The 25237-nt window shown below is 67.2% G+C and carries 25 protein-coding genes; 9 read left to right on the forward strand and 16 right to left on the reverse strand.

What is annotated here, in order from left to right; translation table 11 throughout:
• The first annotated feature begins 48 nt into the window (after positions 1–48).
• Entirely contained in the window at positions 49–1962 is a 1914-nt protein-coding gene (locus MRBLAR12_RS04145; protein ID WP_229992524.1) for an AMP-binding protein, read from the forward strand.
• 79 nt (positions 1963–2041) lie between these two features.
• Here MRBLAR12_RS04145 and MRBLAR12_RS04150 read toward each other — a convergent pair whose 3' ends face one another.
• Together MRBLAR12_RS04150 and MRBLAR12_RS04155 are read right to left on the reverse strand one after the other, a co-directional pair.
• On the reverse strand, positions 2042–2761 hold the full coding sequence (locus MRBLAR12_RS04150) for a response regulator (RefSeq protein ID WP_229992525.1): 720 nt from the start codon (positions 2759–2761) through the stop codon (positions 2042–2044).
• Positions 2758–4449 (reverse strand): sensor histidine kinase, encoded by a 1692-nt coding sequence (locus tag MRBLAR12_RS04155; protein ID WP_229992526.1) that lies wholly within the window; start codon positions 4447–4449, stop codon positions 2758–2760. The genes MRBLAR12_RS04150 and MRBLAR12_RS04155 overlap by 4 nt, the downstream gene beginning before the upstream one ends.
• A 139-nt stretch (positions 4450–4588) precedes the next feature.
• Here MRBLAR12_RS04155 and MRBLAR12_RS04160 point away from each other — a divergent pair, with 139 nt between their 5' ends.
• Positions 4589–5947 (forward strand): cation:dicarboxylate symporter family transporter, encoded by a 1359-nt coding sequence (locus tag MRBLAR12_RS04160; protein ID WP_229992527.1) that lies wholly within the window; start codon positions 4589–4591, stop codon positions 5945–5947.
• Between the two features lie 124 nt (positions 5948–6071).
• On the opposite strand, the gene MRBLAR12_RS04165 is transcribed toward MRBLAR12_RS04160, so the two are convergent.
• Genes MRBLAR12_RS04165 through MRBLAR12_RS04175 form a run of 3 tightly spaced genes read right to left on the reverse strand, consistent with a single transcriptional unit; the run spans position 6072 to position 9058 of the window.
• Positions 6072–6821: an ABC transporter ATP-binding protein gene (locus tag MRBLAR12_RS04165; RefSeq protein WP_229992528.1), complete on the reverse strand. Its 750-nt coding sequence runs from the start codon at positions 6819–6821 to the stop codon at positions 6072–6074.
• On the reverse strand, positions 6814–7920 hold the full coding sequence (locus tag MRBLAR12_RS04170) for a FecCD family ABC transporter permease (protein WP_229992529.1): 1107 nt from the start codon (positions 7918–7920) through the stop codon (positions 6814–6816). Before MRBLAR12_RS04170 ends, MRBLAR12_RS04165 begins: the two co-directional genes overlap by 8 nt.
• On the reverse strand, positions 7880–9058 hold the full coding sequence (locus MRBLAR12_RS04175) for an ABC transporter substrate-binding protein (RefSeq protein ID WP_364743824.1): 1179 nt from the start codon (positions 9056–9058) through the stop codon (positions 7880–7882). Before MRBLAR12_RS04175 ends, MRBLAR12_RS04170 begins: the two co-directional genes overlap by 41 nt.
• 213 nt (positions 9059–9271) lie before the next feature.
• On the opposite strand from MRBLAR12_RS04175, the gene MRBLAR12_RS04180 reads away from it, so the two are divergent.
• A complete protein-coding gene (locus MRBLAR12_RS04180) occupies positions 9272–10045 on the forward strand; it encodes a DUF6390 family protein (RefSeq protein ID WP_229992531.1) in 774 nt (257 codons plus the stop codon).
• Between the two features lie 28 nt (positions 10046–10073).
• Here the strand turns inward: MRBLAR12_RS04180 and MRBLAR12_RS04185 are convergent, their stop codons facing one another.
• The 11 genes from MRBLAR12_RS04185 to MRBLAR12_RS04230 all read right to left on the reverse strand — a co-directional run bounded on the left by MRBLAR12_RS04185 (position 10074) and on the right by MRBLAR12_RS04230 (position 19122).
• Complete coding sequence (locus MRBLAR12_RS04185) at positions 10074–10331, reverse strand: HypC/HybG/HupF family hydrogenase formation chaperone (RefSeq protein WP_229992532.1); 258 nt, start codon at positions 10329–10331, stop codon at positions 10074–10076.
• 13 nt (positions 10332–10344) lie between these two features.
• Complete coding sequence (locus tag MRBLAR12_RS04190) at positions 10345–10917, reverse strand: hydrogenase maturation protease (RefSeq protein ID WP_229992533.1); 573 nt, start codon at positions 10915–10917, stop codon at positions 10345–10347.
• Positions 10918–10924: 7 nt separating this feature from the next.
• A complete protein-coding gene (locus MRBLAR12_RS23705) occupies positions 10925–11044 on the reverse strand; it encodes a DUF6893 family small protein (RefSeq protein WP_414645459.1) in 120 nt (39 codons plus the stop codon).
• A complete protein-coding gene (locus MRBLAR12_RS04195) occupies positions 11041–12534 on the reverse strand; it encodes a hypothetical protein (RefSeq protein WP_229992534.1) in 1494 nt (497 codons plus the stop codon). The genes MRBLAR12_RS23705 and MRBLAR12_RS04195 overlap by 4 nt, the downstream gene beginning before the upstream one ends.
• Positions 12531–13172, reverse strand: coding sequence for a DUF6084 family protein (locus MRBLAR12_RS04200; protein WP_229992535.1), 642 nt, complete (start codon positions 13170–13172; stop codon positions 12531–12533). Before MRBLAR12_RS04200 ends, MRBLAR12_RS04195 begins: the two co-directional genes overlap by 4 nt.
• Positions 13165–13911: a DUF5947 family protein gene (locus MRBLAR12_RS04205; protein ID WP_229992536.1), complete on the reverse strand. Its 747-nt coding sequence runs from the start codon at positions 13909–13911 to the stop codon at positions 13165–13167. Before MRBLAR12_RS04205 ends, MRBLAR12_RS04200 begins: the two co-directional genes overlap by 8 nt.
• A gap of 42 nt (positions 13912–13953) precedes the next feature.
• Positions 13954–14928 carry a NifU family protein gene (locus MRBLAR12_RS04210; protein ID WP_364743830.1) on the reverse strand — a complete coding sequence of 325 codons (975 nt, stop codon included), beginning with the start codon at positions 14926–14928 and terminating at the stop codon, positions 13954–13956.
• A 6-nt stretch (positions 14929–14934) separates the two neighbouring features.
• Positions 14935–16728 (reverse strand): nickel-dependent hydrogenase large subunit, encoded by a 1794-nt coding sequence (locus tag MRBLAR12_RS04215; protein WP_364743833.1) that lies wholly within the window; start codon positions 16726–16728, stop codon positions 14935–14937.
• Positions 16729–16753: 25 nt separating this feature from the next.
• The gene (locus tag MRBLAR12_RS04220; protein ID WP_229992539.1) at positions 16754–17812 is read right to left on the reverse strand and encodes a hydrogenase expression protein HypE; all 1059 of its coding nucleotides are present in this window, start codon (positions 17810–17812) and stop codon (positions 16754–16756) included.
• Positions 17813–17869: 57 nt separating this feature from the next.
• Entirely contained in the window at positions 17870–18727 is an 858-nt protein-coding gene (hypB, locus tag MRBLAR12_RS04225; protein WP_364743836.1) for a hydrogenase nickel incorporation protein HypB, read from the reverse strand.
• 65 nt (positions 18728–18792) lie between these two features.
• Positions 18793–19122, reverse strand: coding sequence for a hydrogenase maturation nickel metallochaperone HypA (locus tag MRBLAR12_RS04230; RefSeq protein ID WP_229992541.1), 330 nt, complete (start codon positions 19120–19122; stop codon positions 18793–18795).
• Positions 19123–19453: 331 nt separating this feature from the next.
• On the opposite strand from MRBLAR12_RS04230, the gene MRBLAR12_RS04235 reads away from it, so the two are divergent.
• The 6 genes from MRBLAR12_RS04235 to cmk all read left to right on the forward strand — a co-directional run bounded on the left by MRBLAR12_RS04235 (position 19454) and on the right by cmk (position 25226).
• Positions 19454–20353, forward strand: a complete 900-nt coding sequence (locus MRBLAR12_RS04235) for a ParA family protein (protein ID WP_229992542.1) — start codon at positions 19454–19456, stop codon at positions 20351–20353.
• A gap of 44 nt (positions 20354–20397) precedes the next feature.
• Positions 20398–21291 carry a segregation and condensation protein A gene (locus MRBLAR12_RS04240; protein WP_364743839.1) on the forward strand — a complete coding sequence of 298 codons (894 nt, stop codon included), beginning with the start codon at positions 20398–20400 and terminating at the stop codon, positions 21289–21291.
• A 101-nt stretch (positions 21292–21392) separates the two neighbouring features.
• Positions 21393–21998 (forward strand): SMC-Scp complex subunit ScpB, encoded by a 606-nt coding sequence (gene scpB / locus MRBLAR12_RS04245; RefSeq protein WP_229992577.1) that lies wholly within the window; start codon positions 21393–21395, stop codon positions 21996–21998.
• A 119-nt stretch (positions 21999–22117) separates the two neighbouring features.
• Positions 22118–23371, forward strand: a complete 1254-nt coding sequence (locus MRBLAR12_RS04250) for a pseudouridine synthase (RefSeq protein WP_364743842.1) — start codon at positions 22118–22120, stop codon at positions 23369–23371.
• Positions 23372–23373: 2 nt separating this feature from the next.
• Entirely contained in the window at positions 23374–24483 is a 1110-nt protein-coding gene (locus MRBLAR12_RS04255) for a prephenate dehydrogenase (RefSeq protein WP_229992545.1), read from the forward strand.
• Positions 24483–25226, forward strand: coding sequence for a (d)CMP kinase (gene cmk, locus MRBLAR12_RS04260; RefSeq protein ID WP_229992546.1), 744 nt, complete (start codon positions 24483–24485; stop codon positions 25224–25226). Before MRBLAR12_RS04255 ends, cmk begins: the two co-directional genes overlap by 1 nt.
• Positions 25227–25237 lie beyond the last annotated feature (11 nt).

Consider the following 25237-nt stretch of genomic DNA (forward strand, 5'->3'; position numbering starts at 1 on the left):
CCGGTTTACCATGGGCTACATCACAACGTCGTGGACAGGATGTAAGTCATGGTCACCAAGAGCTACCAGGCCGCCTACGAGCGGAGCCTGGATCACCCCGCGGAGTTCTGGCTGGAGGCCGCGGACGGGATCTCCTGGCAGACGCCACCGCGGCAGGCCCTCGATCCGGGCCGGGCACCGCTCTACGACTGGTTTCCGGACGGTGTCCTGAACACTTCCTACAACGCCCTCGACCGGCACGTTGCCCAGGGCCGGGGTGCGCAGGACGCCCTGGTCTACGATTCCGCGATGTTGGGTATCCAGCAGAGCTACACGTATGCGGAACTGACGGACCTCGTGGCCCGGTTCGCCGGTGTCCTGCGCCGCAGCGGCGTCGGCAAGGGCGACCGCGTGGTGATCTACATGCCGATGATCCCCGAGGCCGTGATCGCGATGCTGGCCACCGCACGGCTCGGCGCCGTGCACTCGGTGGTCTTCGGCGGCTTCGCCCCCAAGGAACTTGCCGCCCGCATCCGCGACGCTGCCCCTGCGGCGGTGGTGACGGCGTCCGGCGGCATCGAGCCATCGCGCCGGATCGAATACCTTCCCGCCGTCGCCGAGGCCCTCGGCATCGCCGGCGCCCCGGACATCCCGGTGCTGGTCAAAGCCAGGGAAGGCTTCGCGTCCACCATGGCCTCCATGGCGGCCGAACAGCCCGGGTGGCTCGATTGGGACGCCGAGATGGCCACCGCCGAGCCTGCCGCGCCGGTGGATGTCACGGCCACGGATCCGCTGTACATCCTCTACACCTCGGGCACCACCGGGGCGCCGAAGGGCGTGGTGCGGGACAACGGCGGCCATGCCGTGGCCCTGAAGTGGACCATGGAAAACATCTACGACGTCGGCCCCGGGGACGTCATGTGGACCGCCTCGGACGTCGGCTGGGTGGTGGGCCACTCCTACATTGTGTACGGGCCGCTGCTGGCCGGCGCCACCACGGTGCTGTACGAAGGTAAGCCGGTGGGGACACCGGACGCCGGCGCGTTCTGGCGGGTCATCGAGGACCATAAGGTCAACGTGCTGTTCACCGCGCCCACCGCGCTGCGCGCCATCCGAAAAGCCGACCCTGAGGGCCAGCTCCTGGACAAGTACGACATTTCCAGCCTGCGGACCCTGTTCGCGGCCGGCGAGCGGCTGGACACAGACACCTTCCACTGGGCCTCCAGGGTCCTCGGCGTTCCGGTGGTCGACCACTGGTGGCAGACGGAGACGGGCTGGGCCATCTGCGCCAACCCCCGCGGCCTCGACGGTCTGCCGATTAAGGCCGGTTCACCGAGCGTCCCGATGCCCGGCTTCCGGCTCAACATCGTCGACGGCGGGGGCGGGGACGTCGAGGCCGGCACGGAAGGGAACATCGTCCTGGGCCTTCCGCTGCCCCCGGGCACCCTGACCACGCTGTGGCGCAACGACGAACGCTACATTTCCTCCTACCTGCAGGCGTTCGAAGGCTACTACGCCACCGGCGACTCCGGCTACCGGGACGAGGACGGCTATGTCTTTGTCATGGGCCGAACCGATGACATCATCAACGTCGCCGGACACCGGCTCTCCACCGGCGCCATGGAACAGGTGATCGGCCAGCACCCGGCGGTCGCCGAATGCGCGGTGATCGGCCTCGCCGACCCGCTCAAGGGCCAGCGTCCCAGCGGCTACGTGGTCCTCAAATCCGGTGTGGACATTCCCGAGGACCTTCTGGCCAAGGACCTGATTGCCCTGGTCCGGCGCGACATCGGGGCCGTGGCGGACTTCAAGCACGTCACCGTGGTCGACGCCCTGCCCAAGACCCGTTCCGGAAAGATCCTGCGCAAGACCATGCGCCAGATCGCCGACGGCGAGACCTACGTGGTGCCGTCCACGATCGAGGATGCCGGCGTGATCGACCGGCTGCTCGTAACCCTGCGCCCCGGCCCGCCGTCGAGATGACACTTGGCGGCAGTGTTTCCGGGAATCATTGCCGCCAAGTGCCATGTCGATGACAGGAACCGCGGGGGAGCGGTGAAGCTTAGGGCCGCGGCCGTAACCAGCGGTATTCGTTCTCCGGCCGGCCGGGGGCGCCGTAGCGTGCGGCGCGGGAGACCGTTCCGGCATCGGCGAGGTACTCGAGGTAGCGCCGGGCGGTGACCCGGGACATGCCGAGCGCCTCCATGACTTCGCTGGCCGAGACCGCCCCGTCCTGCTCTTTGATGTAGTCCTGGACGGATTCCAGCGTGGATACGGCCAGGCCCTTGGGCAGCGACACTTCGGACGGGGCACGCAGGCTGGCGAAGGCCTGGTCCACATCGCTTTGGGACGCCCGGGCCCCCGCGACTCCGGTCACAGGGGAGGCCAGCTGCTCGCGGAATTGCCGGTAACTGGCGAGTTTGTCCGCAAACGTTGCGTAGGTGAACGGCTTGATCAGGTATTGGACCACGCCGGTGGCCACAGCACTGCGGACGATATTCAGTTCCCGCACGGCGGTGATGGCGATGATGTCCGCGAAGAGCCCGGCCGCCCGCATCCGGCGTGCGATGTCCAGCCCGTGCAGGTCCGGGAGGTTCATGTCCAGCAGTACCAGCTCCACCGGATTGCCCGCCGCCGCGAAATCCGTGAGCAGGCGCAGCGCGGACTGCCCGTCCGGCGCGGAGCCGGCCAGGGTGAAACCGTCCAGCCGTTCAATGTAGGCGGCGTGCGCCGCGGCGGCGATGGGCTCGTCTTCGACGACGAGCACCCTGATCTCGCTCATGGCTGTCCCTCTGTTGTGACCGGCAGCGTTGTGACCGGCAGCGTGACGCGGAAGAGCGCCCCGGCCGGGCTGGTGATTGTCATGGTACCGCCCAGCCGCTGCACTGCCTGGCGGACCAGGGCCAGCCCGAGGCCACGTCCGAAAGGTCCCGGTGTCTTGGTGCTGAAGCCGTGACGGAAGATGTCGTCCACGGCCGAGGGGTCGATTCCCGGGCCGCTGTCTTCCACGGTGATCTCCAGCGCGGACCCGGTGGACTCGACGGTCAGCTCCACGAGCCTGGGCGCCGGCGCCTCGGCCGCGGCGTCGATGGCGTTGTCCAGCAGGTTTCCAAGGATGGCTACGAGATCCTGCACGGCCAGTCCGGTCACCGACGTGGAGCCGCCTGCGTTCAGGATCAGTTCGACGCCGCGCTCGTGCGCTTCGGCGGCCTTGCCCATGATCAGGGCGCCGAGCACCGGTTCCTCGATGGAGCTGACAATGTCATCCGTCAGACTCTGGCTGAGTTCCAGATCCTTCGTGGCGAAGTCCAGCGCCTCGGGGGTACGCCCCAGTTCCATGAGCGAGACGATCGTGTGGAGCCGGTTGGCATGTTCATGCGTCTGTGCCCGCAGGGCGTCGGAGAGCGTGTGCATGGTTTCGAGTTCGCTGCCCAGGGATTCGATTTCGGTGCGGTCCCGGATGGTGGCCACAGTGCCGTAAACATGGGCGCCGGAAGCCGCTCCCCGCTGGCGGGCTCCGGCCGATGCGGGTCCGACCGCCGGGCCTTGGTTGACCACCAGGATCCGTGAGCCGGTCAGGTGGATCTCGTCGTGCGCGGTACGCCCGGATTCGAAGAGTTCCTTAAGGCTGGGTGCCAGCGGCAACTCCGCGAGGGAGGGCGCCTCCGGGCGCCTGCCGTCTGGCGCGCCGGGGGCATGCGTGCCGGCAGCGGCGTCGGAGGCCTGCTTCTTCAGCCCCAGCAGTTCGGCGGCCTGATCGTTGTACATCACCACTTTGCCCTTGGGGTCGATGAGGATCACGCCCTCACGCACCGAGTGAAGCACCGATTCGTAGTACGCGAAGAGCTGGCCCAGTTGCTCCGGGCCCCAGCCGCGGGTCACCCGGCGCAGGTAGCGCCCGAGCAGCCAGGACGCCACGGAACCGCCTACCAGCAGCGCCAGAGCGATGGCCAGCAGCGCCGGCAGCCTGCCGGAGACTGCCACGTCCACGGTCCGGACGGTCACGCCAGCGGCCACGAGTGCCCGGACCTTGCCGTCCGCATCCTTGACAGGGGCGATGGTGCGCACCGAGGGGCCGAGGGTGCCGGCCGTGACCTCCGTGAACACCTGGCCATTGAGGGCCGCATCGATCGAACCGATATACGGCTTGCCCAGTTCCTCATCGCGCGGATGGGTCCACCGCGTGCGGTCCGGGGCCATGATCGTGACGAAATCGGCGTCGGCATCCTTCATGATTTTGAGGGCATACGGCTGGAGCAGGGCCGTGGGGTCGGTGGCGCCCGCCGCCTCGAGGACGAAGGGGGCGTCGGCCACCGTCGTGGCTATGCCGGCCATCCGGCGGCCGGCCTCGTCGTAGGCGTGGTCGCGCGCGTCGACGAACGTGGCCGTGCCGACGATGGCCGTCAGGGCCACCACGAACAGCAGTTGGGCCACAAACAGCCTGCGGGCGATGCTCCAGCGCTGGATCATCAACACCTTCCATGACCAATATGAACGCAAGGGTGATGCGCGTCACCTTGTCATCAATGATGGGGGTACACGCAAGAACGGACGCGAGCGGACCCTAGCGGGAAGCTCACGAAAGTCCAGCCTATCCAAGGAGAACACCATGGCCTCTCAACGAGGAGAGTCAGCAGCACCGGCCGCAGCCCCGGCCAAGAAGCGCAAGGGACTGGACAAGTCCCACTACCTCTACATTGCAGTCATCGTCGCCGTGATTGCAGGTGCCGTTATCGGTCTGCTGTTCCCCGAGGTCGGCAAATCCCTCAAACCGCTGGGCGACGGCTTCATCAAACTCATCAAGATGATGATCGCTCCGGTGATCTTCTGCACGATCGTGCTGGGCATCGGCTCGATCGCCAAGGCCGCCACAGTAGGCAAGGTCGGCGGCCTGGCGCTTGCCTACTTCGTCGTCATGTCCACCTTCGCCTTGGCGATCGGCCTCGTGGTGGGCAACCTGATCCACCCGGGCGAGGGCCTCAAGCTCGCCCCCTATGATCCGAACAAGAAGGCGGCGGTCGACAGCACCGTTGACTTCCTGCTCGGCATCATCCCGGGCGACATTCCTGTGTTGCCGACTCTCCTCGCCGCGATCCTGGTCGGCTTCGCGCTGCAAAAGATGGGCCCTCAGGGAGCACCGATCCTCAAGGCGGTCGGTTATGGACAGGCCCTCGTGTTCCGCATCCTGATCATGATCATGTGGCTGGCCCCGGTCGGAGCCTTCGGTGCGATCGCCGCAGTTGTCGGTGCCACCGGCTTCCAGGCCATCATCAGCATGGCGACCCTGATGGGCGCCTTCTATGTCACCTGTGCCCTGTTCATCGTCGTGATCCTCGGTGGCCTGCTCAAGGTGGTCGCAGGCGTCAGCATCTTCAAGCTCATGAGGTACCTCGGCCGCGAATACCTGCTGATCTTCTCGACGTCCTCCTCCGAAGCGGCGCTGCCCCGCCTGATCGCGAAGATGGAACACCTCGGTGTGTCCAAGCCGGTCGTGGGCGTCACCGTCCCCACCGGCTACTCCTTCAACCTGGACGGCACCGCCATCTACCTGACCATGGCCGCGCTCTTCGTCGCCAACGCCATGGGCACGCCGCTGGATCTTGGTGCCCAGGTTTCCCTGCTGGTCTTCATGATCATCGCTTCCAAGGGTGCCGCCGGCGTCACCGGCGCCGGCCTGGCCACGCTGGCCGCTGGACTCCAGGCGCATGCACCTCAGTTGCTGGGCGGCGTGGGCATGATCGTAGGCATCGACCGGTTCATGTCCGAGGCCCGCGCCTTGACCAACTTCACCGGCAACGCCGTCGCCACGGTGCTGATCGGCACCTGGGTCAAGGAGATCGACGCCGGACGCGTGGACCGTGTCCTCGCCGGTGCCGAGCCGTTCGACGAAGTGACCATGCTCGCCGACCACATCGGTGGGCAGGAAACCGTCGAACAACCGACGCAGCCGGTCCTGGCACACGCCTGAACCCCAGGCCGGACACCGGCCTGAACCGCGGCCTGAACCCCGGCCGCGGCCGGACCGGACATCAAACCGCCAGATGACGCCAAAGCGCCCGGCAGCTAAGCTGCCGGGCGCTTTGGCGTTCGGATCAGCGCTCGTCTGCGCCGAATGGGGTCACCACTGTCCGGCGGGGCGTCCCGGCGTCGTCGTAGTTCAGTGTGCTGACACGGACGCCGTACAGCGCCGAGAGCTGCGCGTCGGCGAGTAGCGGCCCGGCAGGACCAGTCACCACCCCCTCGGCGCCCATGAGGACCACCGAGTCTGCGAGGAACAGGGCGTGGTCCGGGTGATGGGTGCTCACCAGCAGCGACATCCCGCTCCGCACGAGTTCCCTCAGGAGCTGGAGGACCCGGACCTGGTTTTTCAGGTCCAGCCCGGTGGACGGCTCATCCAGGACAAGGAGCCGCGAACCTCCCGCGACGGCCCGTGCAATGAGGACCAGCTGCTGCTCGCCGCCGCTCAGGGTCGGGAACAGCCGGTCGGCCAGGGCGGCGATCCCCACCCGGTCCATGGCCTGGAGGGCGGCAGCCCTGTCCCGGGTGCCGGGGGAGCGGAAGACGCCGATGTGGCGGGCACGGCCCATGACCACCATGTCCAGGGCCGGGTAGCCGAACGTGCTGCCACGCGCCTGGGGAACATAGCCGGCCGTCTCGGACCGGCGCACCGCCCCCTCCTGGACGGCCAGCATGCCCGCCGCGCAGCGCACCAGCGTCGTTTTGCCGCTGCCGTTTGGCCCCAGGACCGCCGTCACGGTGCCCGGCGGCACCGAGAAGCTCAGATCCTTGAACACCCAGTTCTGCGGTGAATAGCCAAACCCGGCACCGCGTAGTTCAAGCACCGTCCCAGATCCTCTCCCTGTTCCGGCGCAACAGCACGAAGAAGACCGGCGCCCCGATTAGGGCGGTGAGGACTCCTAACGGGATTTCACCGGCCGTTGCGGTGCGCGCAATGGTGTCTATGGCGATGAGGTACGCCCCGCCCAGCAGGAATGAGACCGGCAGCAGGACGCGGTGGTCCGGGCCCACCCACATCCGCGCCAGGTGCGGGATGACCAGCCCCACCCAACTGATGACGCCGCTGACGGCCACGGCCCCTGCCACCATGAGGGCCACGGCGGAGAGGACAGCCCAGCGCAGCGGACGCGGCCGGAGGCCCAGGGCCGCGGCGTCGTCGTCGCCGAGCGAGAGCACATTGATCCGCCACCGCAGTGCCAGCAGGACGACGCCGCCGGCAGCAATCGGAATGAAGGCCACCAGTACCTTCGCCCAGGTTGCGGTGGCGACACTGCCAAGCAGCCAGAAGACGATTGCGGGAAGGGTGGTGAACGGGTCCGCCAGATACGTCACCAGGGCCACCAGGGCGGAGAAGAACGAGGCCGTGACGATTCCTCCGAGGACGACCATGAGGATGTGGGTGCCGCCCCGGCCGGACGTGATGAGGAAGACGATGGCCAGTGCCAGCAGCCCGAAGCCGAACGATCCGCCCACGAGGGCCACCGGACCCAGGCCCAGCAGCAGGGCCAGGGCACCACCGAAGGAGGCACCGGATGAAACGCCGATGACCTCCGGACTGACCAGGGGATTACGGAACACGGCCTGCAGCGCCGCACCGCCAAGTGCGAGGCCACCACCCACCAGCAGGGCCAGCAGGACCCTGGGCAGCCTGACCAGCAGCACCACGTTTTCCTCGGCAGCGGGAAGGCTTGAGCCCAAGGGAACTATCCGGGAGGCCAGGATTTCCGCGACATGGGCGAGGGACACGTTGTAGCGGCCGCTGGCGAGGGCAAGCGCCGACACGGCGGCCAGGACGGCCGCTGAGAGCAGGCATGGACCGATGACCTGGCGCAGCCTCGGTCCGCGGCGGCCGCCAAGGTGTCCCGTGGTCAGAGGCTGGGCCTCACGAAGCATCGAACTGCCGGTAGTTGGCCGAGATGCCATTGGCTTCAGTCCACAGGATCTTGTCCGTCTCCGGCGCTGATGGCCGGTAGCGGTACAGGAAATCGAAGTAGTCGCTGGTCTGGTCCCTCAGCGCGGACCGGCTGCCGGAGGGGAAACTGATATCGCTGAGCCAGCGCCACATCAGGGGTGACTCCTGGCCCGGGGGATCCCAACGGTACCCGCCCAGCGGCACCTTGTACACGCGCCGGGAACGCACGGCGGACACGCTTTGCCACACCGGATTGCCGTAGACGTTCGCGGGCATCGCGTCGTCGAAGTTCCCCAGCAGGATGATCTCCGGATCCCATGCCAGGACCTGTTCGACGTCGACCCCCACCATGCCCTTGCCCTGGAGGCCCTGCGGGCCGGTTGCTGGATTGTGGCCGCCGATGAGCTTGATGTAGAAGTCGTTGTAGCTGCCGTTTCCGGCAACCTTGAGCCCGCCGCTGAACCTGTTGAAGTAGATGATGCCCGGGCCGCCGGTGCCGCGGGAGGCGGCCTCGGCCTGGATGGACCTCTGTTGCTCGTCGCTGCGCGCCTTCATCTGCGCGGCCCGCTCCGGGTGCCCCAGCATCGTCGCGAACAGCGCGGTCCAGGTGTCCACATCCTGCTGCGTACCGGTGTTCGTGATGCCCAGGACCTTCATCCCGGCTTGTTCCAGCGGTGCCGTAAGTTGCGCATCGCTCCACTGGACCACGACGTCCGGGTTCAGTGCCCGGATGCTTTCGAGATTGGGCGTGAAATCGGTAGTGGCGATGTCGTGCGGAATATTCAGGGCCTCCGGGTACATGGTGCCCATGGCGCCGTCACGCATGGCAACCCAGGAGGCGTTATGCATACCGGCGAGATGGCTTGCGCCCTGGTCGACGGCGGCGAGCAGGGAGGCGGCCGGCATGGGAATGGTCACCACCCGGGTGACCGGGCGGTCGAAACTCAGCACGGTCCCGCGCTGGTCCGTGACCTGGATCCCGGCCGAACCGGCGGCGGAACCCGGTGGCGAGGTACCTGCCGGTGGCATTGACAGTGGTGTTGGCTGCGGCGGCGTGCTTCCCGGGGCGCAGGAAGCGAGGAACAGCGCCCCTCCGCCGTAGAGGGCCGCTGCCAGTACTGATCGTCGGTTGGCTTCGGGGATGTTCATCGGCCTACCTCCCGGGAAGGACCGCACACGAGCGGCCATTCGCTCCGCGCCAGCCATGGCAGTGTTTCCAGCCACGACAGTGTTCCAGGCACGGCATTCCCTCACAGCATCTGCCGAATGCGCAGGGGTGTCAATGCCGGCAACGCGGACATTGTTTGCCGATGGGCGGCGGTGCTAGCCTCGCACATATCCCCTGTGAAACGAGGCCACGGGATGCAAGTCAATGGCGCTCAACTCTTTGTCCGGTACGCATATCCGCCGAATTCGCGGGGCAGCTGCGGGCCGCCGGACAGCGATGCGCTGCTGCACTATGGCCAGTCGGGGGTGACGGACGCGGGCCTGCGGGAACTGGCCAAGGGGTTCGCCGGCGCCTGGCCGTATCTGGAGCTCATCGCCGGTGCCACGGGCAACCCGGACCCGCTTGACTACCCGGTAGTGGAGGCCTACTGGGTGGGAAACACGCTGCTGGACTCCGTGGGTGTGCGCAGCATCGGCAATTCCATGGAGGACAGGTTCCGAGCACGGACCGGCCATCAGTTTCCGCATCTCATGGAAGGGGTCCTGGCCGGCGGCGTACCGCACCACAGCTTCCATGTGCTGGAAATCTATCCGTGGCTTGGACTGTTGCGCGATGATCGGCGCTCATCCACGGCCCTGAACGTCCTTGACCAATGCCGCATCCGGTGGGGCGAAGTGGTGGCCGTCGAAGGGGACAGCGCCCTGGTGCGCTCCCGGCCCCTGGTCTGGGACGGGATGGCGCTCTCGCTCGGCGAACCGGTGATCGAGACGGCCAAGTACGCCGTGGCCGGGTCCGGCTTCATCGCTGACCTCACGGCAGGCGACATGGTGTCCCTTCACTGGGACTGGGTGTGCGACCGGCTGGGGCCGGCGCAGCTCCACCGGCTCCAGCACTACTTTGCGCGCCACCTCAAGATCGCCAACTCCGGCGTGGAGCATCGCGGCGCCGCGATTGCACTCGAACAGTGAATACAGAACAGTAAGGGGGGAGCGCAGGCTACGGGACGTTGTCGGTGGGGTCCGGGCCCCGTCCCATGAGCTCCAGTCCCGTCATGGCACGGTCGGCGCCAGCCTGGTCCACGCGCTCCAGGGCGAAGCCCATGTGGATCAGGACCCACGTACCGCTCTCCAACGGGCCGTCGTCGAGGAGCCCAATGTTGATCTTTCGCTGCACGCCTGCCACATCCACGAGGGCCAGTTGCCCGTTGTAGCCGTCGATCACTTCGATGATCCGGCCCGGTATTCCCAAGCACATCCGCGCTTCCTCCTCAGCCTGCTTCATCCGAACCGGCGCTCGCGGTCGCTGCGTCCGCGGACGTTATGTGGGCCGTGACCAGTGTGCGCACTGCCTCCACGGCTGCCGGGACGGCGCGGGACACGTCCTCGGTCAGCTCCATGCCGTCGTCTGTTCGCCCCGCGATGCAACCCACCAGGTAGGTCTCCGGCAGCGATCCGCCCAGGATGCGGAGGCGGCGCAGGACAGCCAGCGGGTCCATGCCATGCGGATCGAACTCCGGGTTGACCGGCAGGCCGGCCGGCGTGAGCGGTCCGCCGGGTTCCAGATCCTCCGCCCGGATCTTGAGGATCCGGAGGGTCCCGGCGCTTGTGCTTCCGTCCGCCGGGGCCGGAAGCACATCCACGAGCACCAGCGCATCCACCCCGTCCAGGAGATCGTAGGCGAGGTGCAGCCCGCGGACCCCGTAGTCCCTCACCTGAACGTGCTCTGGCACCCAGCCGGGCAGGCTTGACGCCTCCTGCGCCAGGCGGCGGGCGACGGCCGGTCCGAATCCGTCGTCGCGGAGGAACACGTTCCCCACGCCCGCCACGAGAACCCTGCTCACAGCGGGCTCACATGCTGCGCATTCGCATGTAGCGCTTGATGTCCGGAATCGAACGCAGTCCGACGACGGCCACTGCCAGGCCCGCGGCCAGCAGGAGCACGACGGTCATGATGCCCAGACCTTTCATGATGATGGTTCCTTTCCGTTGTCCGGGGGCTGCGCCGCGGCGAGCGGCACGAGTTCCTCGGGGGCGAAATACAGATACCGGCCGTACCATTCCTGCAGTTCGGCCGCCGGGTCGGCTTCGAGGACCACCGCGACGTGCGTTCCGCCGTCGACGTCGAAGTGGACTCCTGTGACACGTCCCGATTTACCGGCGAAGAAGAGGTCCTGCGCATCGGCGCGGCGCAGTGGAACAACCCGCACCCGGCTGCCGCGTGAGACCTGGACGCCGTCGATGAAGACAGTGTCCGATTCCGGATCCACGGCTGCGTCCCGGGCCGGATCCCACCACGGCGTATCGGCGCCGGTGTTCGCGGCGGCGCCGTTGCCCGGGACGGAAAATTCAGGGACGGACAATTCCGAATCTGAATATTCCGGAACGGCGAAGCCGGGGAACTCGTCGTACCCGGACGTCCCGGGTCCGCGGGGCGAACCGGCGTGCGGGTTCCGCAGGATGCCGTGCAACTGCTGGAGCTCCTCTGCTGTCATGTTTTCGCAGCGATCGATGATCGCTGCCGCCCGGGCATCGGTTGACCGGGCTTCCGCCTTTTCCTCATCGGTCAGCGTGAGCACCCGGAGGGTCAGGATTTCATCGATCTCCGTCGCGTCGAACAGTTCCACGGTGCTCTCCGGCGCCACCGCGGGGTGGTCATAGAGGATGATCGGGGACAGGAGCAGGACATCGCGCTGCCCCTCGGGGCCGGCGAGCACGGGCCAGCAGCGGTGCTGGCGGCACGAAGCCGCCGCCGCCGACGCCCACTGCGGCGGATCGATCACCGAGAGGAAGTCGGCGTCGTGGACTGCGAGCAGGACGTGGGCTCCGATGAACGAGAGCTCGATGGCGGACCGCTTGTCGGTGGTTGCTGCCGCCGTGTTTTCGACCGTGACCCTGAGCCGCCACAGCGGACCTGCCGCCGGCACCGGTGTCGCCACTTGCGTCGCCATCAGGCGCAGCTCCCCGCGGAGCGTCCGACGCCGGCGTACGAGCCTGCCGGCGGTGGCGCCGCGGGTGTCCCGTAAGGGCTCGATGTCCTCGGTCGCCGGGACGTTGACCGGCGCGCGCACGCCCGCGGCAAGTTGGCCGAGGCTGTACGGCCCGAGCGTGATCTCCTGATCCGTGGCCTCGTCCCAGCTGAGCCACCGGGACGGGCCGACCAAGAGTTCATCGACGGGTGTGAAGCCGCCGTCATCCGCGCGCTCGGCGGACCTTGTCTGCAGGTGCAGGAAGCGAAGATGGACTTCGACCCGGGCTGCGGGTCCCGGCTCGAGGAGGCAGTCCGCTGCCATGTCCGGCTCTTCACCGGCGCCGGCGGCTGCCGCGCCCGGCGGCCCAAGCACCCCGAACTGCCAGCGGGCCTGGTTCTTGGCGGACGAGGCGCGGTACGGGTACAGGAGGTACCCCTCATAGAGGACAGCGTCGGCGACGGCGCGTGCCAGGCTGAGGCCGGCGTTCACGGTACCGGGTCACCCGCCCCGGCCAACAGGCCCTCGATTGCCGCCTCCCAGGAAGTCAGGCCGTGGACCGCCTTGTACCTGGCCAGGGCCGCCAGGACGTCGCGGTCCAGGCGGATCCATCCCTGGTTGGGGAAGAATGCGTCTATCAGCGAGCGCCAGACGGCCACGGGCAGGGCGTACCGCGCTTCCCGGTCCCAGGGAATCTGCTCGACGCCGAAGCCCGCCGCGCCGCGCGTGAAAACTGTCCCGGAGAAGAGGAACTCCAGCGGAACGGTCCCGTCCCGCAGGGAGTTCAGGTACTTTGCCGCGGCGACCTCGAAATCGAAGGTGCAGGGGAGCGGCAGGTCAACCTCGACGCTGTCCGCAAATCCCTGCACCAGGACGCTGCTGTGCATCCACATGAAGGGCTTGAGGGTGGTGGGCCACCGCCCGCGGTTGCCGAAGAGTTCCAGCAGCCCGGCTTCCTCGTCGGCGTCGTAACCGCGGCGTTGGGCCAGGATCCGCACCTGGCAGCGCAGGGCCATGGCGTGGATGGCGGCGCCGCTTCGCTCCTGGATCCGCAGGCGCGCGGTCAGCTGGGGTGCGGCCGCGTAGGGCTCGGGGGTGATGTCCAGCACGCTGAATTCGAGGTCAACCATGGCGTCCCTCCTGCTCTGCCTGGGCCGGAGCGGGGGCGGGCCTGCTGCGGCTGCTGATCCGGTCGAAGAAGCCGGCGAGCTCCTGGCGGGACTCCTGGCCGCCGTCGAAGCCCTTCCACACCCGCCGCAGGCGGCCCACCAGCTCGTAGCACGTATCGATGGGGACCAGATGGCAGTCCGCCCGGTCCCGCTCGGGGCCGGGGGAGCGGATCAGCAGGGCTTCCGTGTCGGGGGCGAGCATGGCGATTGCCGGGTTGGCGGCTTGGACCGATGCCCAGGCGTTCAGGGGAAGTTCCGACTCCGTGGCGCCCGCCGGGCTCGGGTAGAAAGCAGCGGTCCGGCCCAGCGCCGAGTTGAAGAAGAAAAATGCCAGTCCCACCGGGATTTCCAGCTCGTCCCACTGGGCCTGCCCGAGCTCGAAGGGCTCGAATGAGACGTAGCGGTCAGGGACGGAACGGTAGCGCAGATGGGCCGACGAGTCCGTGAACAGCAGATAGCAGGGCCGGCACGTGCACAGCAGGGAGCGGCTCTCCAGATCCACCACATGCTGGTGGGCCTCCGGAATGGGCTCCGCGCACATCTCGCAGCGCTCGCCGGCAGGCTGGGCCGGGCGGGTGGAAGCTATCCGGCGGAGCACGGAGAGCGCCGACGTTCCCCCGGCTCCTGTACCGCCCGTGGGCTCCCTCCCGGCTCCTGTGCCGCCCGTCGCCGGCCTCCCGGTTCCCGGCGGCGCCGTCATTCCCGGCTCCGTTCCCGTGCCGCGGCGTTCATTTGCGGCACCTCACAGCGGGTCCGCGGTGGTGGGAACGGCCACGGAGGGAACACCGTCGCGGAGCAGCAGTGGTAGAGGATCAAGATGCAGTGCCTTGTCCTCGAGGCAGGCCCCGGCCTTCCGGACGTCGAAGTGGCTGCGGCAGTGCGGGCAGCGCAACAGCCCGCCGCCCACCGGGGCCGCCAGTGCACGCTGCAGCGAGGCGCCCGGCATGGAATGGGTGCAACGGGGGCAGCGGTCCACAAACGCGTAAACGTCCGGGCCGATCCGGCAGGTGAGCACCTCGACGCCCGCCACCAGGAAGCCCGCGACGCTCCCGGACTCGAGTTCAGCGAGGGCCGGGACCGCCTGCCACGTGCCGGAGGCCGGCGTGGCGGCGTCGTGCGCCGTCCAGTCCGGTGCGCCGGCGTCGGACGGGCCGCCGTCGTGGCCGTCCAGCCCGTCCAGCCTGGAGCGCAGGGCACCGACCGGGATCAGGGCAGGTACGGCGGCGGGGGCCGCCTCCTCCACTTCGATGGCGGTCACCTCCGGCGCCGCGGTTTCTATCGCGTCCTCGACGGCGAGTTTGAGAGTGACCGACGACGACGGACAGCCCTGGCAGCTGCCCAGCAGCCTCAGCCGGACGACGCCTTCTTCGCTGATGCCGAGAAGCTCCACATCCCCGCCGTGCGAGCCGAGGTAAGGCCGGACTGAGTCGAGGGCGGCGGCGACCCTCCCGGGCAGGTCCACGGGGTGCAGTCCGTGGATCAGCAGCAGGCCGGACACCAACGGGTCCGACGTGAGAGCGGACACCGTTCCAGAATCGAGCACACCCTGCGCATCCAGCACATGCAGGATTCGTTCCAGCCCGGCACCGTACAGCTCCGTTACCTGCCGGACCAGTTCCTCTGCCCGGTCCCGGGCCACAGGACCGCCGGAACCCAGCGCATCGAGGAGCGAACTGATCCGTTCACCGGCCGAGCCCAACAGATTCTCCCGGTCCATGGCGGGCTACTCACCGGTGAGCGACTGCGTGGGGGAGTGCAGCAGGTCCAGCGTCTGCCCGTCCCCCAGGTACATGTGGACGCCGCACGGCAGGCAGGGGTCGAAGCTCCGGACGGTGCGCATGATGTCGATGCCCTTGAAATGATCGCGGTCGTTCTCCTCGAAGATGGGCTGGCCCTGCACCGCGTCCTCGTACGGACCCGGCGTTCCCTCGGAGTCGCGCGGGCTCGCGTTCCATGGCGTCGGCGGGTAGGGATGATAGTTGGCGATCTTGCCGTCGCGGATCACCATGTGGTGGGAGAGCACGCCGCGGACGGCTTCGGTGAAGCCGCAACTGATGGCTTCGTCCGGCACCTCAAAGGACTCCCAGGTCTTGGTGCGGCCCGCCCGGATCTCCTCGAGTGCCTTTTCGGCGAAGTGCAGTGCAGCGGCGGCCGCGTAGGCCTGGAAATAGGTCCGCGCCCGGTTGCGCTCCAGCGTGTTGCTCCACTGCGGGATCTTCCATTCCAGGGTCACCGGGCCCTTCAGTGCCGTCTTGGGCAGCTCGATCTGGACGCTGCTGCCCGTTGACTTGAGGTAGCCGGTCTCGACGAGTCCAGCAAGGGCGGTGGACCACAGCCGGGCAAGCGGCCCGCCGCCGGTATCCAGCGCCAGATTGTTTTCGCCGTCAGACCACCGTGGCGACATTACCCAGCTGTACTTGTCCTCCAGATCGCGCTTCTGCGGCCGCGGGTTGGTGTGCTGGTTCCAAGGGTGCCGGCGGTCCACCGGGTTGCCCAGCGGATCACGGGTGACGAACATTTCCTGGTCGCCCCAGTCCTCGTAGTACGACGAGCCCAGCATGATGCGGATCCCCAGGTTGATCCGCACCAGGTCCGTGGTCACGAGTTTGCCGTCCACCACCACTCCGGGGGTGACGAACATCTTCCGGCCCCACTCCGTCATGTCCTTGTAGGCGAAATTGCAGAACTCCGGATCCTGGAAGGAACCCCAGCAGCCCAGCAGGGTGCGCCGCAGCCCCACCTGCTCGTAACCGGGAAGTGCCTCATAGAAGAAATCGAACAGGTCGTCGTGCATCGGCACGACCTTCTTCATGAACTCCACGTAGCGCATGAGCCGGGTGATGTAGTCCGTCATCAGTTGGATCGTCGCCACGGTGCCCACGCCGCCCGGGTAAAGCGTGGAGGGATGGACATGCCGGCCCTCCATCAGGCAGAACATTTCCCGGGTCATCCGGCTCACCTGCAGCGCCTCGCGGTAGAACTCCCCGGTGAACGGGTTCAACGAGCGCATGATGTCCGCGATGGTGCGGTAGCCGTGCTCGGCCGCGTGAGGGGCCGGCGTGTTCTCGGCTTTGGCGAGCACCGCCGGGTTGGTTTCGGAGACCATCTTCTCGCAGTAGTCAACGCCGACCAGATTCTCCTGGAAGATGTTGTGGTCGAACATGTACTCGGCAGCCTCGCCCAGGTTGACGATCCATTCGCCGAGGTGCGGAGGCTTCACCCCGTAGGCCATGTTCTGCGCGTAGCAGGAGCATGTGGCGTGGTTGTCGCCACAGATTCCGCAGATCCGGCTCGTGATGAAGTGGGCGTCCCGGGGGTCCTTGCCGCGCATGAAGATGGAGTAGCCGCGGAAAATCGATGACGTGCTGTGGCATTCCACCACTTCGTTGTTCTTGAAGTCGACCTTGGTATAGATGCCGAGGCTGCCGACGATCCTCGTGATCGGGTCCCAGGCCATCTCCACCAGGTTCTCGCCCGCGGAACCGTCCGCCGAAGGCATCGGAATCGTCGAAGTCATTGCATTGCCTCTCTGCTTAGCGTCCCTACCAGGTCCGCTTGGCGCCGGTCAGCAGTTCATTGCCGGGTTTGCGCCAGCGTGGTTCCTGGTCCAGCGTGTGCTTCGTGATGTTCCGCAGTGTCCTGATGGTCTTGCCGTAGGGCATGACCGACGCGGTGGACAGTTTGCCGCCAGGAGGTTCGTCCATGAACGGCATGAATTTGTCCGGGAATCCCGGCATCGTGCAGCCGATGCAGATGCCGCCCACGTTCGGGCAGCCGCCGATTCCGTTCATCCAGCCACGCTTGGGCACGTTGCACTTGACCACAGGTCCCCAGCAGCCGAGTTTGACGATGCACTTCGGGGACCCGTATTCGGTGGCGAAGTCGCCCTGTTCGTAGTACCCGGCGCGGTCGCATCCCTCGTGCACCGTCTGGCCGAACAGCCACGTTGGCCGGAGTGCCTCGTCAAGGGGAATCATGGGTGCCTGCCCGGTGGCCTGATACAGCAGATATGTCATGGTCTCTGACAGGTTGTCCGGCTGGATGGGGCAGCCCGGGACGCACACGATCGGGATTCCGGCCTTGGACCGCCAGTCATATCCGAGATAGTCGGGCACCCCCATGGCCCCGGTGGGGTTCCCGGCCATGGCATGGATGCCGCCGTAGGTCGCGCAGGTTCCCGCCGCGATGATCGCCGTCGCCTTGGGGGCCAGCCGGTCCAACCACTCGCTGGTGGTGATCGGCTGTCCGGTCTCAAGGTTGTTGCCGAAGGCAGCCCAGTAGCCGCCCGCGGCGTGCAGCTTCTCATTCGGGATGGACCCCTCCACCACCAGCACGAACGGCTCCAGCTCGCCGCGGTCCGCCTTGCGGAACCACTCGAGGAAGTCGTCGGCTCCCTGCTGCGGGCCGCATTCGAAGTCGATCAGCGGCCAGTGCATGGCGATTTTGGGGAGTCCGGGAAGCGCCCCGAGGGCTATCTCCTCGACGCTGGGCTGGGTTGCCGCCGTCAGGGCCACGGAGTCACCGTCGCAGCTGAGTCCGGCGTTGATCCACAGGACGTGGATCAAAGTTTCTTCCGCTTTCAATGCAGTAGCTGTAGGCATCGTTGCCTCCTTCGGAGCCCCGCCCTGCGGCTGCGGCTCGAATGTTGCGTCAGCAGGTCAAACGCGTAGTCCACCGGAGCGCGGTGCGCTCCCGACGGCGGCCGTCGCCGCGTGGGGATTCTTCCGGATCCACTCCAGCCAGCCATCCATGCCTTCGCCGGTGGTAGCTGACAGGGTCAGGACGTCGACGCCGGGATTCAGCCGGCGCGCCTGGCCAACGCAGCGCTCGACGTCGAACTCCACGTAGGGGAGCAGGTCTGCTTTGTTGATGATCACCAGGTCGGCAGCCAGGAACATGTGGGGGTACTTCTGCGGTTTATCATCGCCCTCCGTAACTGAGATCACGACGACCCTGGCCGATTCGCCGAGGTCGAACAATGCCGGGCACACCAGGTTGCCCACGTTTTCGATGAAGACTGTGGAGCCGGGTCCAGGGTCCAGTGCGTCCAGGGCCCGCTGCAGCATCCCGGCATCCAGGTGGCAGCCTGCTCCGGTGTTAATTTGGATCACCGGCCGCCCCGTGGACCGGATCCGGTCGGCGTCCAGCGAGGTCTCCTGGTCGCCTTCGACGACACCGATGTCCAGTTCTCCGGCCAGTTCCCGGATGGTCCGCACCAGGAGCGTGGTCTTGCCGGCCCCGGGGGAACTCATGACATTGAAGGCCCGGATGCCGCGTCCTTCCAGCCATCCCCGGTTCCGTGCGGCCAGGAGGTCGTTCTTGGCGAGAAGATTCTCCTCCAGGGAAATGAGCGTCCGTCCGTCAGGCGCGTGGCTGTGCCCGTCAGGCCCGTGACCGTGCTGATGTTCGTGCCCGTGACCGTGGGGATGCGGATGGGGATGCGGATGCTCGTGCAGGGCTGCAGCAGCGTGCACCGTATTCTGCACTGTTCCGTCGTGCACCGTTCCGTCGTGCACCGTTCCGTCGAGGTCGGAAACCCTTGTTCCGGCGTCGTCGCCGCATCCGCACGTCGCACACATACCTATGCAACCTCCACCGACGTGACCAGGAGTTCCCGGCCGCTGACGATTTCGACATCGGCGCTGCCGCACGGACAGAGCAGAAATATGTCCTCGAGGACGAATTCGTCGCGGCAGCTGCGGCACCTGGCCCGGCCCTCGGATTCATCGATAGTGAGGGCTGCCCCGGCCAGCGGCGTGTCAGCTGAAACCACTTCGAAGCAAAAGCGCACTGCGTCCGGCAGGACACCGCTCAAGGGGCCGATTCGCAGGTTGACGCCCGTGACGGGGCGGTCGCCGGTCCGGTTCAGGACCGCCTCCACAAGACTTTGGGTAATCGCAAGTTCGTGCATGAGCTGCTGCCACCTCGTCGTTTCAATGTAGGCCCGCGGGGTACAAACTTCAATATGCCTGCACTAGGCTCGGAGCCGCCCCTCGCCGGCTGTCTTCCTCCCGTAGCCGCTCCCGCCAAAGCTGCCGGCGTGCTCCGGCCGTTATCCGGCCGGGGACTGCAACCTTCGACTTCAACCAGAACGTCAAGGCACAGCGCCCGCGCCGGTGTCAAGGTCCGGCGAATACCGTGTCGGGCGCTGTAACCTTGGGAGGAACGCGCTGGGCTCTGGGAGCCCGGAGGCGGCAATATGAAGCACGACAATCACCGTCATCGAAAGTGTGGATAGATACGTGAGCAGCGAGCAGGGTTCAGCAACTCTGGAAGGCACCGAATTCGACCTGGAAGACGCCGTTATGGGTCCCACCGGGCGGCCCCATCGCGACTTTCCGGAGCCCGCACCGCTGTCTTCCCACGGTCCTGCGCGGGTGATTGCCATGGTGAACCAGAAGGGCGGCGTGGGCAAAACCACGTCCGCGATCAACCTCGCCGCAGCCCTGGCCGAATACGGCCGCCGGGTGCTCCTGGTCGACTTCGATCCGCAGGGTGCCCTGTCCGCCGGCCTGGGCACTAACCCGCACGAGCTCGATCTCACCGTTTACAACGTGCTGATGGACCGCAAAGTGGACATCCGCGACGCCATCCAGAAGACCGGCGTGGAAAACGTGGATCTGCTCCCTGCCAACATCGACCTCTCCGCCGCCGAGGTGCAGCTGGTCAACGAAGTGGCCCGCGAGCAGGTCCTGGACCGTGCGCTGAAAAAGGTCGAAGACGATTACGACGTCGTCCTGATCGATTGCCAGCCCTCACTCGGGCTCCTCACGGTCAACGCGCTGACCGCCGCCCACGGCGTCATCATCCCGCTCATCTGTGAATTCTTCGCCCTGCGCGCCGTCGCGCTGCTCGTGGAAACCATCGACAAGGTCCAGGACCGCCTCAATCCGCGCCTGCAGGTCGACGGCGTGCTCGCCACGATGTACGACGCGCGGACCCTTCACAGCCGGGAAGTGATCGCCCGCCTGGTGGAGGCCTTCGGTGACAAGGTCTTCGAAACCGTCATCAAGCGCTCCATCAAGTTCGCCGACGCCACGGTTGCGGCCGAGCCCATCACAACCTACGCGGGCAACCACGTCGGTGCCGACGCCTACCGCCGCCTGGCCAAAGAGCTGATCTCGCGCGGCGGCGCGCCCTAGCCAGGATCGTGGCAGGCGCCTTCTCTCCGCCAGCGGAGCTTGACATGCCGGCGGAGCTCGACACACGCGCGGATTCCGCGCAGTCCGCAGGCCCGGCCGTCCCCGCAGCACCTGACCTGGCTGCGTCGTCCGGGAAGAAGCCCGGATTCGAAGTGCGGCTCGCCAACTTCACCGGCCCGTTCGACCTCCTTCTCGGCCTGATCTCGAAGCATCAGCTGGACATCACCGAGGTGGCGCTGTCCACGGTCACGGACGAATTCATCAAGTACATTCGAGGCCTGCAGCAGCTGGGGGAGGAATGGGCGCTGGATGAGGCCAGCGAATTCCTGGTGATTGCGGCCACGCTCCTGGACCTCAAAGCGGCCCGGCTGCTGCCCGCAGGCGAGGTCGAGGACGATGAGGACATTGCCCTGCTGGAGGCCCGGGACCTCCTGTTCGCCCGGCTGCTGCAGTACAAGGCCTTCAAGCACGTGGCCGGCATGATCGGCTCCACCCTTGAGCTCGAAGCCCGGCGGTATGCCCGGCAGGTTGCCCTGGAGGGACACTTCGCTGCCCTCCTTCCGGAACTTCTTTGGCGGCACACCCCGGAGCAGTTCGCTTCCCTGGCCGAGGCGGCCCTCAAGCCCAAGGAGGCCGCCCCCACGGAAGTAGGCCTCGCGCACCTGCACGGTACGCCCGTGAGCGTCAAGGAACAGGCCGAGCTGCTGGGGAACCGGTTGCGGCTGGGGACGCCGCTGACGTTCCGGGCGCTGATCGCCGACGCCGAATCCACGCTGGTGGTGGTGGCGCGGTTCCTGGCCCTGCTGGAACTGTTCCGCGACCGCGCGGTGGGCTTTGACCAGCTGCTGCCGCTGGGCGAGCTGACCGTGCACTGGACGGCCGATGCCGACGGGTGGAGCAGCGAAAACCTGAGTGAAGAATACGAGGACCAGCCGTGAACGAACGATTGCCGGACACCGAACCGGACACCGAACCGGACACGCGGCCGGACGTCAGGAGCCTGCCCGGCGGGGCCCGCGCGGCCCTCGAAGCCGTCCTGATGGTGATCGACGAACCGGCCACAACCATGGCCCTCGCCGCCGGACTGGACCTGACGGTCGACGTCGTCGAGTCCCTCCTGGCTGAACTGCAGCGTGATTATAACGGCTATACTGTTAATGCCCCGGATGCGGACGTCGCCAGCCAGAACAGCACCAACACCAGTAGCAACACTGGCAAAACTGACGGCAACAATGCAGCCCCCCGGGGTTTTGAATTGCGGAATATCGCCGGAGGCTGGCGGATCTATTCCCGCGCGGAGTTCGCCGAGATCGTTGGCGGATTCGTGCTGGAAGGACAAACAGCCAGGCTGACGCAGGCGGCGCTCGAAACGCTCGCCGTCATCGCATACCGCCAGCCCGTATCAAGGGCGCGGGTGTCTGCAATTCGAGGAGTCAACGTCGACTCTGTCGTGCGGACGCTGACGCAGCGGGGGCTGATCGAGGACTCGGGAACTGATCCCGAATCCGGGGCAATCCTGTACCGCACGACATCGTATTTCCTTGAGCGGATGGGAATCGGCTCTGTGGCTGAATTGCCACAGCTTTCCCCCCACCTTCCGGGTCTGGAAGGCATCGAGGAGTACTACGACGCAGGAAGAATGTAAGAAGTATCTTGTGCGGGCACAACGTCTGCACAAGAGTATCCACCGGGCAGAATAATTTGCCCGGCCGGCGGGTGTTGTCGGGAGACAGCGGCCGCGGGCCACCAACGTAAGGACGGGTCATGACACAGGCGGGACGCCAGGGTTCACCACGTAGCAGTTCGGGACGCAACAGTGCCGGACAAAGCAGTGCCGGACAAAGCAGAGGCCAGGGTAAGACCGCACGCGGTCCGGTCCAGGGCGGCGGACCGCGCGCCGCCGGCGGCAAGGGAAGCCGTGACTTCTCCAAGGGCGGCGGAGACCGCCCCTTCAAGCACCCCAAGCCTCGCGAAGAGGCCTTCATCGATCCGGACCTCCAGGGTCCCGACGGCGCGCCGTCGGCTGCCCGCCAGGCCTCCGCTGACTGGAAGTCCAAAGCGCCATCTGGCAAGGAAGCAGCCCGCAAGGCCGCCGCCCGCAAGCCCGGCTTCGGCAAGACCCCCGGCACCCCCGGTGCCCTCAAGCCCAAGCCGCGCACCGGCGCCGCCAAGTTCGCCGGTCCCCGGGCCTTCGGCAGCGAACGCTTCGGCCAGAACCTCGGACCGGTGCGCAAGCCAGTCCGCAACCGCGGACCGCGCCGCGAGGTGCCGCAGTCTGAGCTGCACGACGCCGACGGCACCCGCCTCCAGAAGGTCATGGCCTCCGCCGGAGTCGCCTCACGGCGCGTCTGCGAGGAAATGATTGCCGAAGGCCGCGTCGAGGTCGACGGCCAGGTGGTCACCGAGCTCGGCGTGCGCGTCGACCCGAAAACGGCAGTGATCCACGTCGACGGACTGCGCATCCAGCTGGACGAGAACATGGTCTACATGGTCTTCAACAAGCCCAAGGGCGTTGTCTCCACCATGGAGGACCCGGATGGCCGCCCGTGCATCAGCGATTTCGTCCGCAACCACCACGGCGAACGCCTGTTCCACGTGGGCCGGCTCGACGTCGCCACGGAAGGGCTCCTGCTCCTGACGAACGACGGCGAGCTTGCCAACCGCCTGACGCACCCGTCCTACGAAGTGCCCAAGACCTACCTCGTGCAGGTCCGCGGGCCGTTCCCGCAGGGCATCGGCGCCGAACTCAAGGCCGGCGTCGAACTCGAGGACGGTATCGCCTCGGTGGACTCCTTCAAGCTCGTCGACTCGACCCCCGGCCACGTGCTGATCGAGGTCGTGCTCCACTCGGGTAAGAACCGGATCGTTCGGCGCATGTTCGACGCCGTTGGCTTCCCCGTGCTGCGCCTGGTCCGCGTCAAGGTTGGCCCCATCGGTCTGGGCGACCAGCGCCAGGGCAGCATCCGCAACCTCGGCAAGCAGGAAGTCGGCCACCTGCTGGCATCCGTGGGGCTGTAAGCATGTCCGCTTTCCGCACGCACGGCCGCGGCCACCTGAACGGCCCGGTGGTCGTCTTGGGCTCCGGGCTCCTGGGCACCAGCATCGGGCTGGGGCTGCGGGGGCGCGGTGTCGCTGTGTTCCTCTCGGATCCCTCGCCGACCAACCAGGCCGTCGCCGTTGACATCGGCGCCGGCCTGCCACTGGCGCGCCTCGACGGGGACCAGCCGGAGCTCGTCGTAGTGGCGGCGCCGCCGGATGTCACGGCGGACGTCGTTGCCGGCGCGCTCCGGGACTACCCGCACGCCGTCGTGGTGGACATCGCGAGTGTGAAGGCGTCCATCCTGGCCGATCTCCGCAGCCGCGGTGCCGACGTGGGCCGCTACGTGGGGACCCACCCCATGGCGGGGCGCGAGAAATCCGGCCCCGTCGCAGCCCGCGGCGAGCTGTTCACCTCCATGCCGTGGGTCGTGTGCCCCGCGGAAGAGACTCTGCCGGAGTCCCTGCAGGTGGCGCGTTCGCTGGCCGGCGATCTCGGCGCCGTCGTGTCCGAATTCGCCGCCGACGAACACGACGAAGCCGTGGCGCTTGTCTCACATCTGCCGCAGGTGATGTCCTCGCTCGTGGCCAGCCGCCTGCAGGGCACGCCCCTGCACGCCCTTTCCCTGGCCGGGAACGGGCTGCGGGACGTCACCCGGATCGCTGCGAGCGATCCCACGCTCTGGGTCCAGATCCTGGGCGCGAACGCGGACAAGGTGGTGGAGATCCTGCACGGAGTCCGCGAGGACCTCAACCGGCTGATCGGCACCCTGGAGGCCCCGACCGCTCCTGGTGCCCGGCTGGACCTTGCCCAGCTGATCAGCGAAGGCAACGCCGGCCAGTCCCGGATCCCGGGCAAGCACGGCGGACCCCCGCAGGCCTATTCGTGGCTGACGGTCCTGGTGGATGACACGCCGGGACAGATCGCCAAGCTCCTGACCGAGATCGGCGAGATCGGCGTCAACGTCGAGGACCTCCGCCTCGACCACTCCTCGGGACAGAATGTGGGCATGGTGGAAATTTCCGTCCTGCCCAATAAGCACGACCTTTTGATCGAAGCCCTCAACGACCGCGGATGGCGGGTACTCCAGTAATGACCCAGGAACTCATCGAGACAGTGGACGTGCTCCGCCCCGGGAAAAGCCTCGTGGTGGCCATCGACGGCCCCTCCGGCTCCGGCAAATCCAGCGTCAGCAAAGAGGTGGCCCGCCGGCTTAAGCTGGCCTACCTCGACACAGGCGCGATGTACCGCGCCCTGACGTGGTTCTGCCTGGAGAACGGCACGGACCTGGACGACGGGGCGGCCGTCGAGTCCGCCTCTGAGGCGCTCCCGCTGGAAATCAGCACGAGTCCGCAGGAAGAGTACGTCCGCGTCGGCGGCCACGATGTCACTCTCGCCATCCGGGAGCCGGCCATTTCCGCGGCCGTCAGCGCCGTCGCCACTACCCTGGGCGCACGTACGGAACTGATCCGCCGGCAGCGGGAGCTGATCGAAAAGCACCACCGCCGCATGGTGGTCGAGGGCCGGGACATCACCACCGTCGTCGCGCCCCATGCCGAGGTCCGGATGCTGCTGACCGCCAGCGAGGAAGCCCGGCTGCGCCGCCGCGGCATCCAGCTGGGCGGGAGCCAGAATGCCGAGCAACTGGCAGCCCAGGTCACGCACCGCGATGCCAGGGACTCCACCGTTGTGAACTTCACCACAGCCGCCGACGGCGTCGTCACGCTCGACTCCTCGGAGCTGGACTTCGACGAGACGGTTCAGGCCGCTCTCGACATCGTGGACACGGTGGTCAACCACACCGCTGTCCCACACCGGACCGTCCACGGTGACTGAGGGGCGCGCAG

The organism is Arthrobacter sp. LAR12-1-1.1 (assembly GCF_040676555.1).
Classification (GTDB): Bacteria; Actinomycetota; Actinomycetes; order Actinomycetales; family Micrococcaceae; genus Arthrobacter.

Coding starts and splice junctions, on each gene's coding strand:
- MRBLAR12_RS04145 (WP_229992524.1), top strand. CDS start 49: ATGGTCACCAAGAGCTACCAGGCCGCCTACGAGCGGAGCCTGGATCAC.
- MRBLAR12_RS04150 (WP_229992525.1), bottom strand. CDS start 2,761: ATGAGCGAGATCAGGGTGCTCGTCGTCGAAGACGAGCCCATCGCCGCC.
- MRBLAR12_RS04155 (WP_229992526.1), bottom strand. CDS start 4,449: ATGATCCAGCGCTGGAGCATCGCCCGCAGGCTGTTTGTGGCCCAACTG.
- MRBLAR12_RS04160 (WP_229992527.1), top strand. CDS start 4,589: ATGGCCTCTCAACGAGGAGAGTCAGCAGCACCGGCCGCAGCCCCGGCC.
- MRBLAR12_RS04170 (WP_229992529.1), bottom strand. CDS start 7,920: ATGGCATCTCGGCCAACTACCGGCAGTTCGATGCTTCGTGAGGCCCAG.
- MRBLAR12_RS04175 (WP_364743824.1), bottom strand. CDS start 9,058: ATGAACATCCCCGAAGCCAACCGACGATCAGTACTGGCAGCGGCCCTC.
- MRBLAR12_RS04180 (WP_229992531.1), top strand. CDS start 9,272: ATGCAAGTCAATGGCGCTCAACTCTTTGTCCGGTACGCATATCCGCCG.
- MRBLAR12_RS04185 (WP_229992532.1), bottom strand. CDS start 10,331: ATGTGCTTGGGAATACCGGGCCGGATCATCGAAGTGATCGACGGCTAC.
- MRBLAR12_RS23705 (WP_414645459.1), bottom strand. CDS start 11,044: ATGAAAGGTCTGGGCATCATGACCGTCGTGCTCCTGCTGGCCGCGGGC.
- MRBLAR12_RS04200 (WP_229992535.1), bottom strand. CDS start 13,172: ATGGTTGACCTCGAATTCAGCGTGCTGGACATCACCCCCGAGCCCTAC.
- MRBLAR12_RS04205 (WP_229992536.1), bottom strand. CDS start 13,911: ATGACGGCGCCGCCGGGAACCGGGAGGCCGGCGACGGGCGGCACAGGA.
- MRBLAR12_RS04210 (WP_364743830.1), bottom strand. CDS start 14,928: ATGGACCGGGAGAATCTGTTGGGCTCGGCCGGTGAACGGATCAGTTCG.
- MRBLAR12_RS04215 (WP_364743833.1), bottom strand. CDS start 16,728: ATGACTTCGACGATTCCGATGCCTTCGGCGGACGGTTCCGCGGGCGAG.
- MRBLAR12_RS04220 (WP_229992539.1), bottom strand. CDS start 17,812: ATGCCTACAGCTACTGCATTGAAAGCGGAAGAAACTTTGATCCACGTC.
- MRBLAR12_RS04230 (WP_229992541.1), bottom strand. CDS start 19,122: ATGCACGAACTTGCGATTACCCAAAGTCTTGTGGAGGCGGTCCTGAAC.
- MRBLAR12_RS04240 (WP_364743839.1), top strand. CDS start 20,398: ATGCCGGCGGAGCTCGACACACGCGCGGATTCCGCGCAGTCCGCAGGC.
- scpB (WP_229992577.1), top strand. CDS start 21,393: ATGGTGATCGACGAACCGGCCACAACCATGGCCCTCGCCGCCGGACTG.
- MRBLAR12_RS04250 (WP_364743842.1), top strand. CDS start 22,118: ATGACACAGGCGGGACGCCAGGGTTCACCACGTAGCAGTTCGGGACGC.
- MRBLAR12_RS04255 (WP_229992545.1), top strand. CDS start 23,374: ATGTCCGCTTTCCGCACGCACGGCCGCGGCCACCTGAACGGCCCGGTG.
- cmk (WP_229992546.1), top strand. CDS start 24,483: ATGACCCAGGAACTCATCGAGACAGTGGACGTGCTCCGCCCCGGGAAA.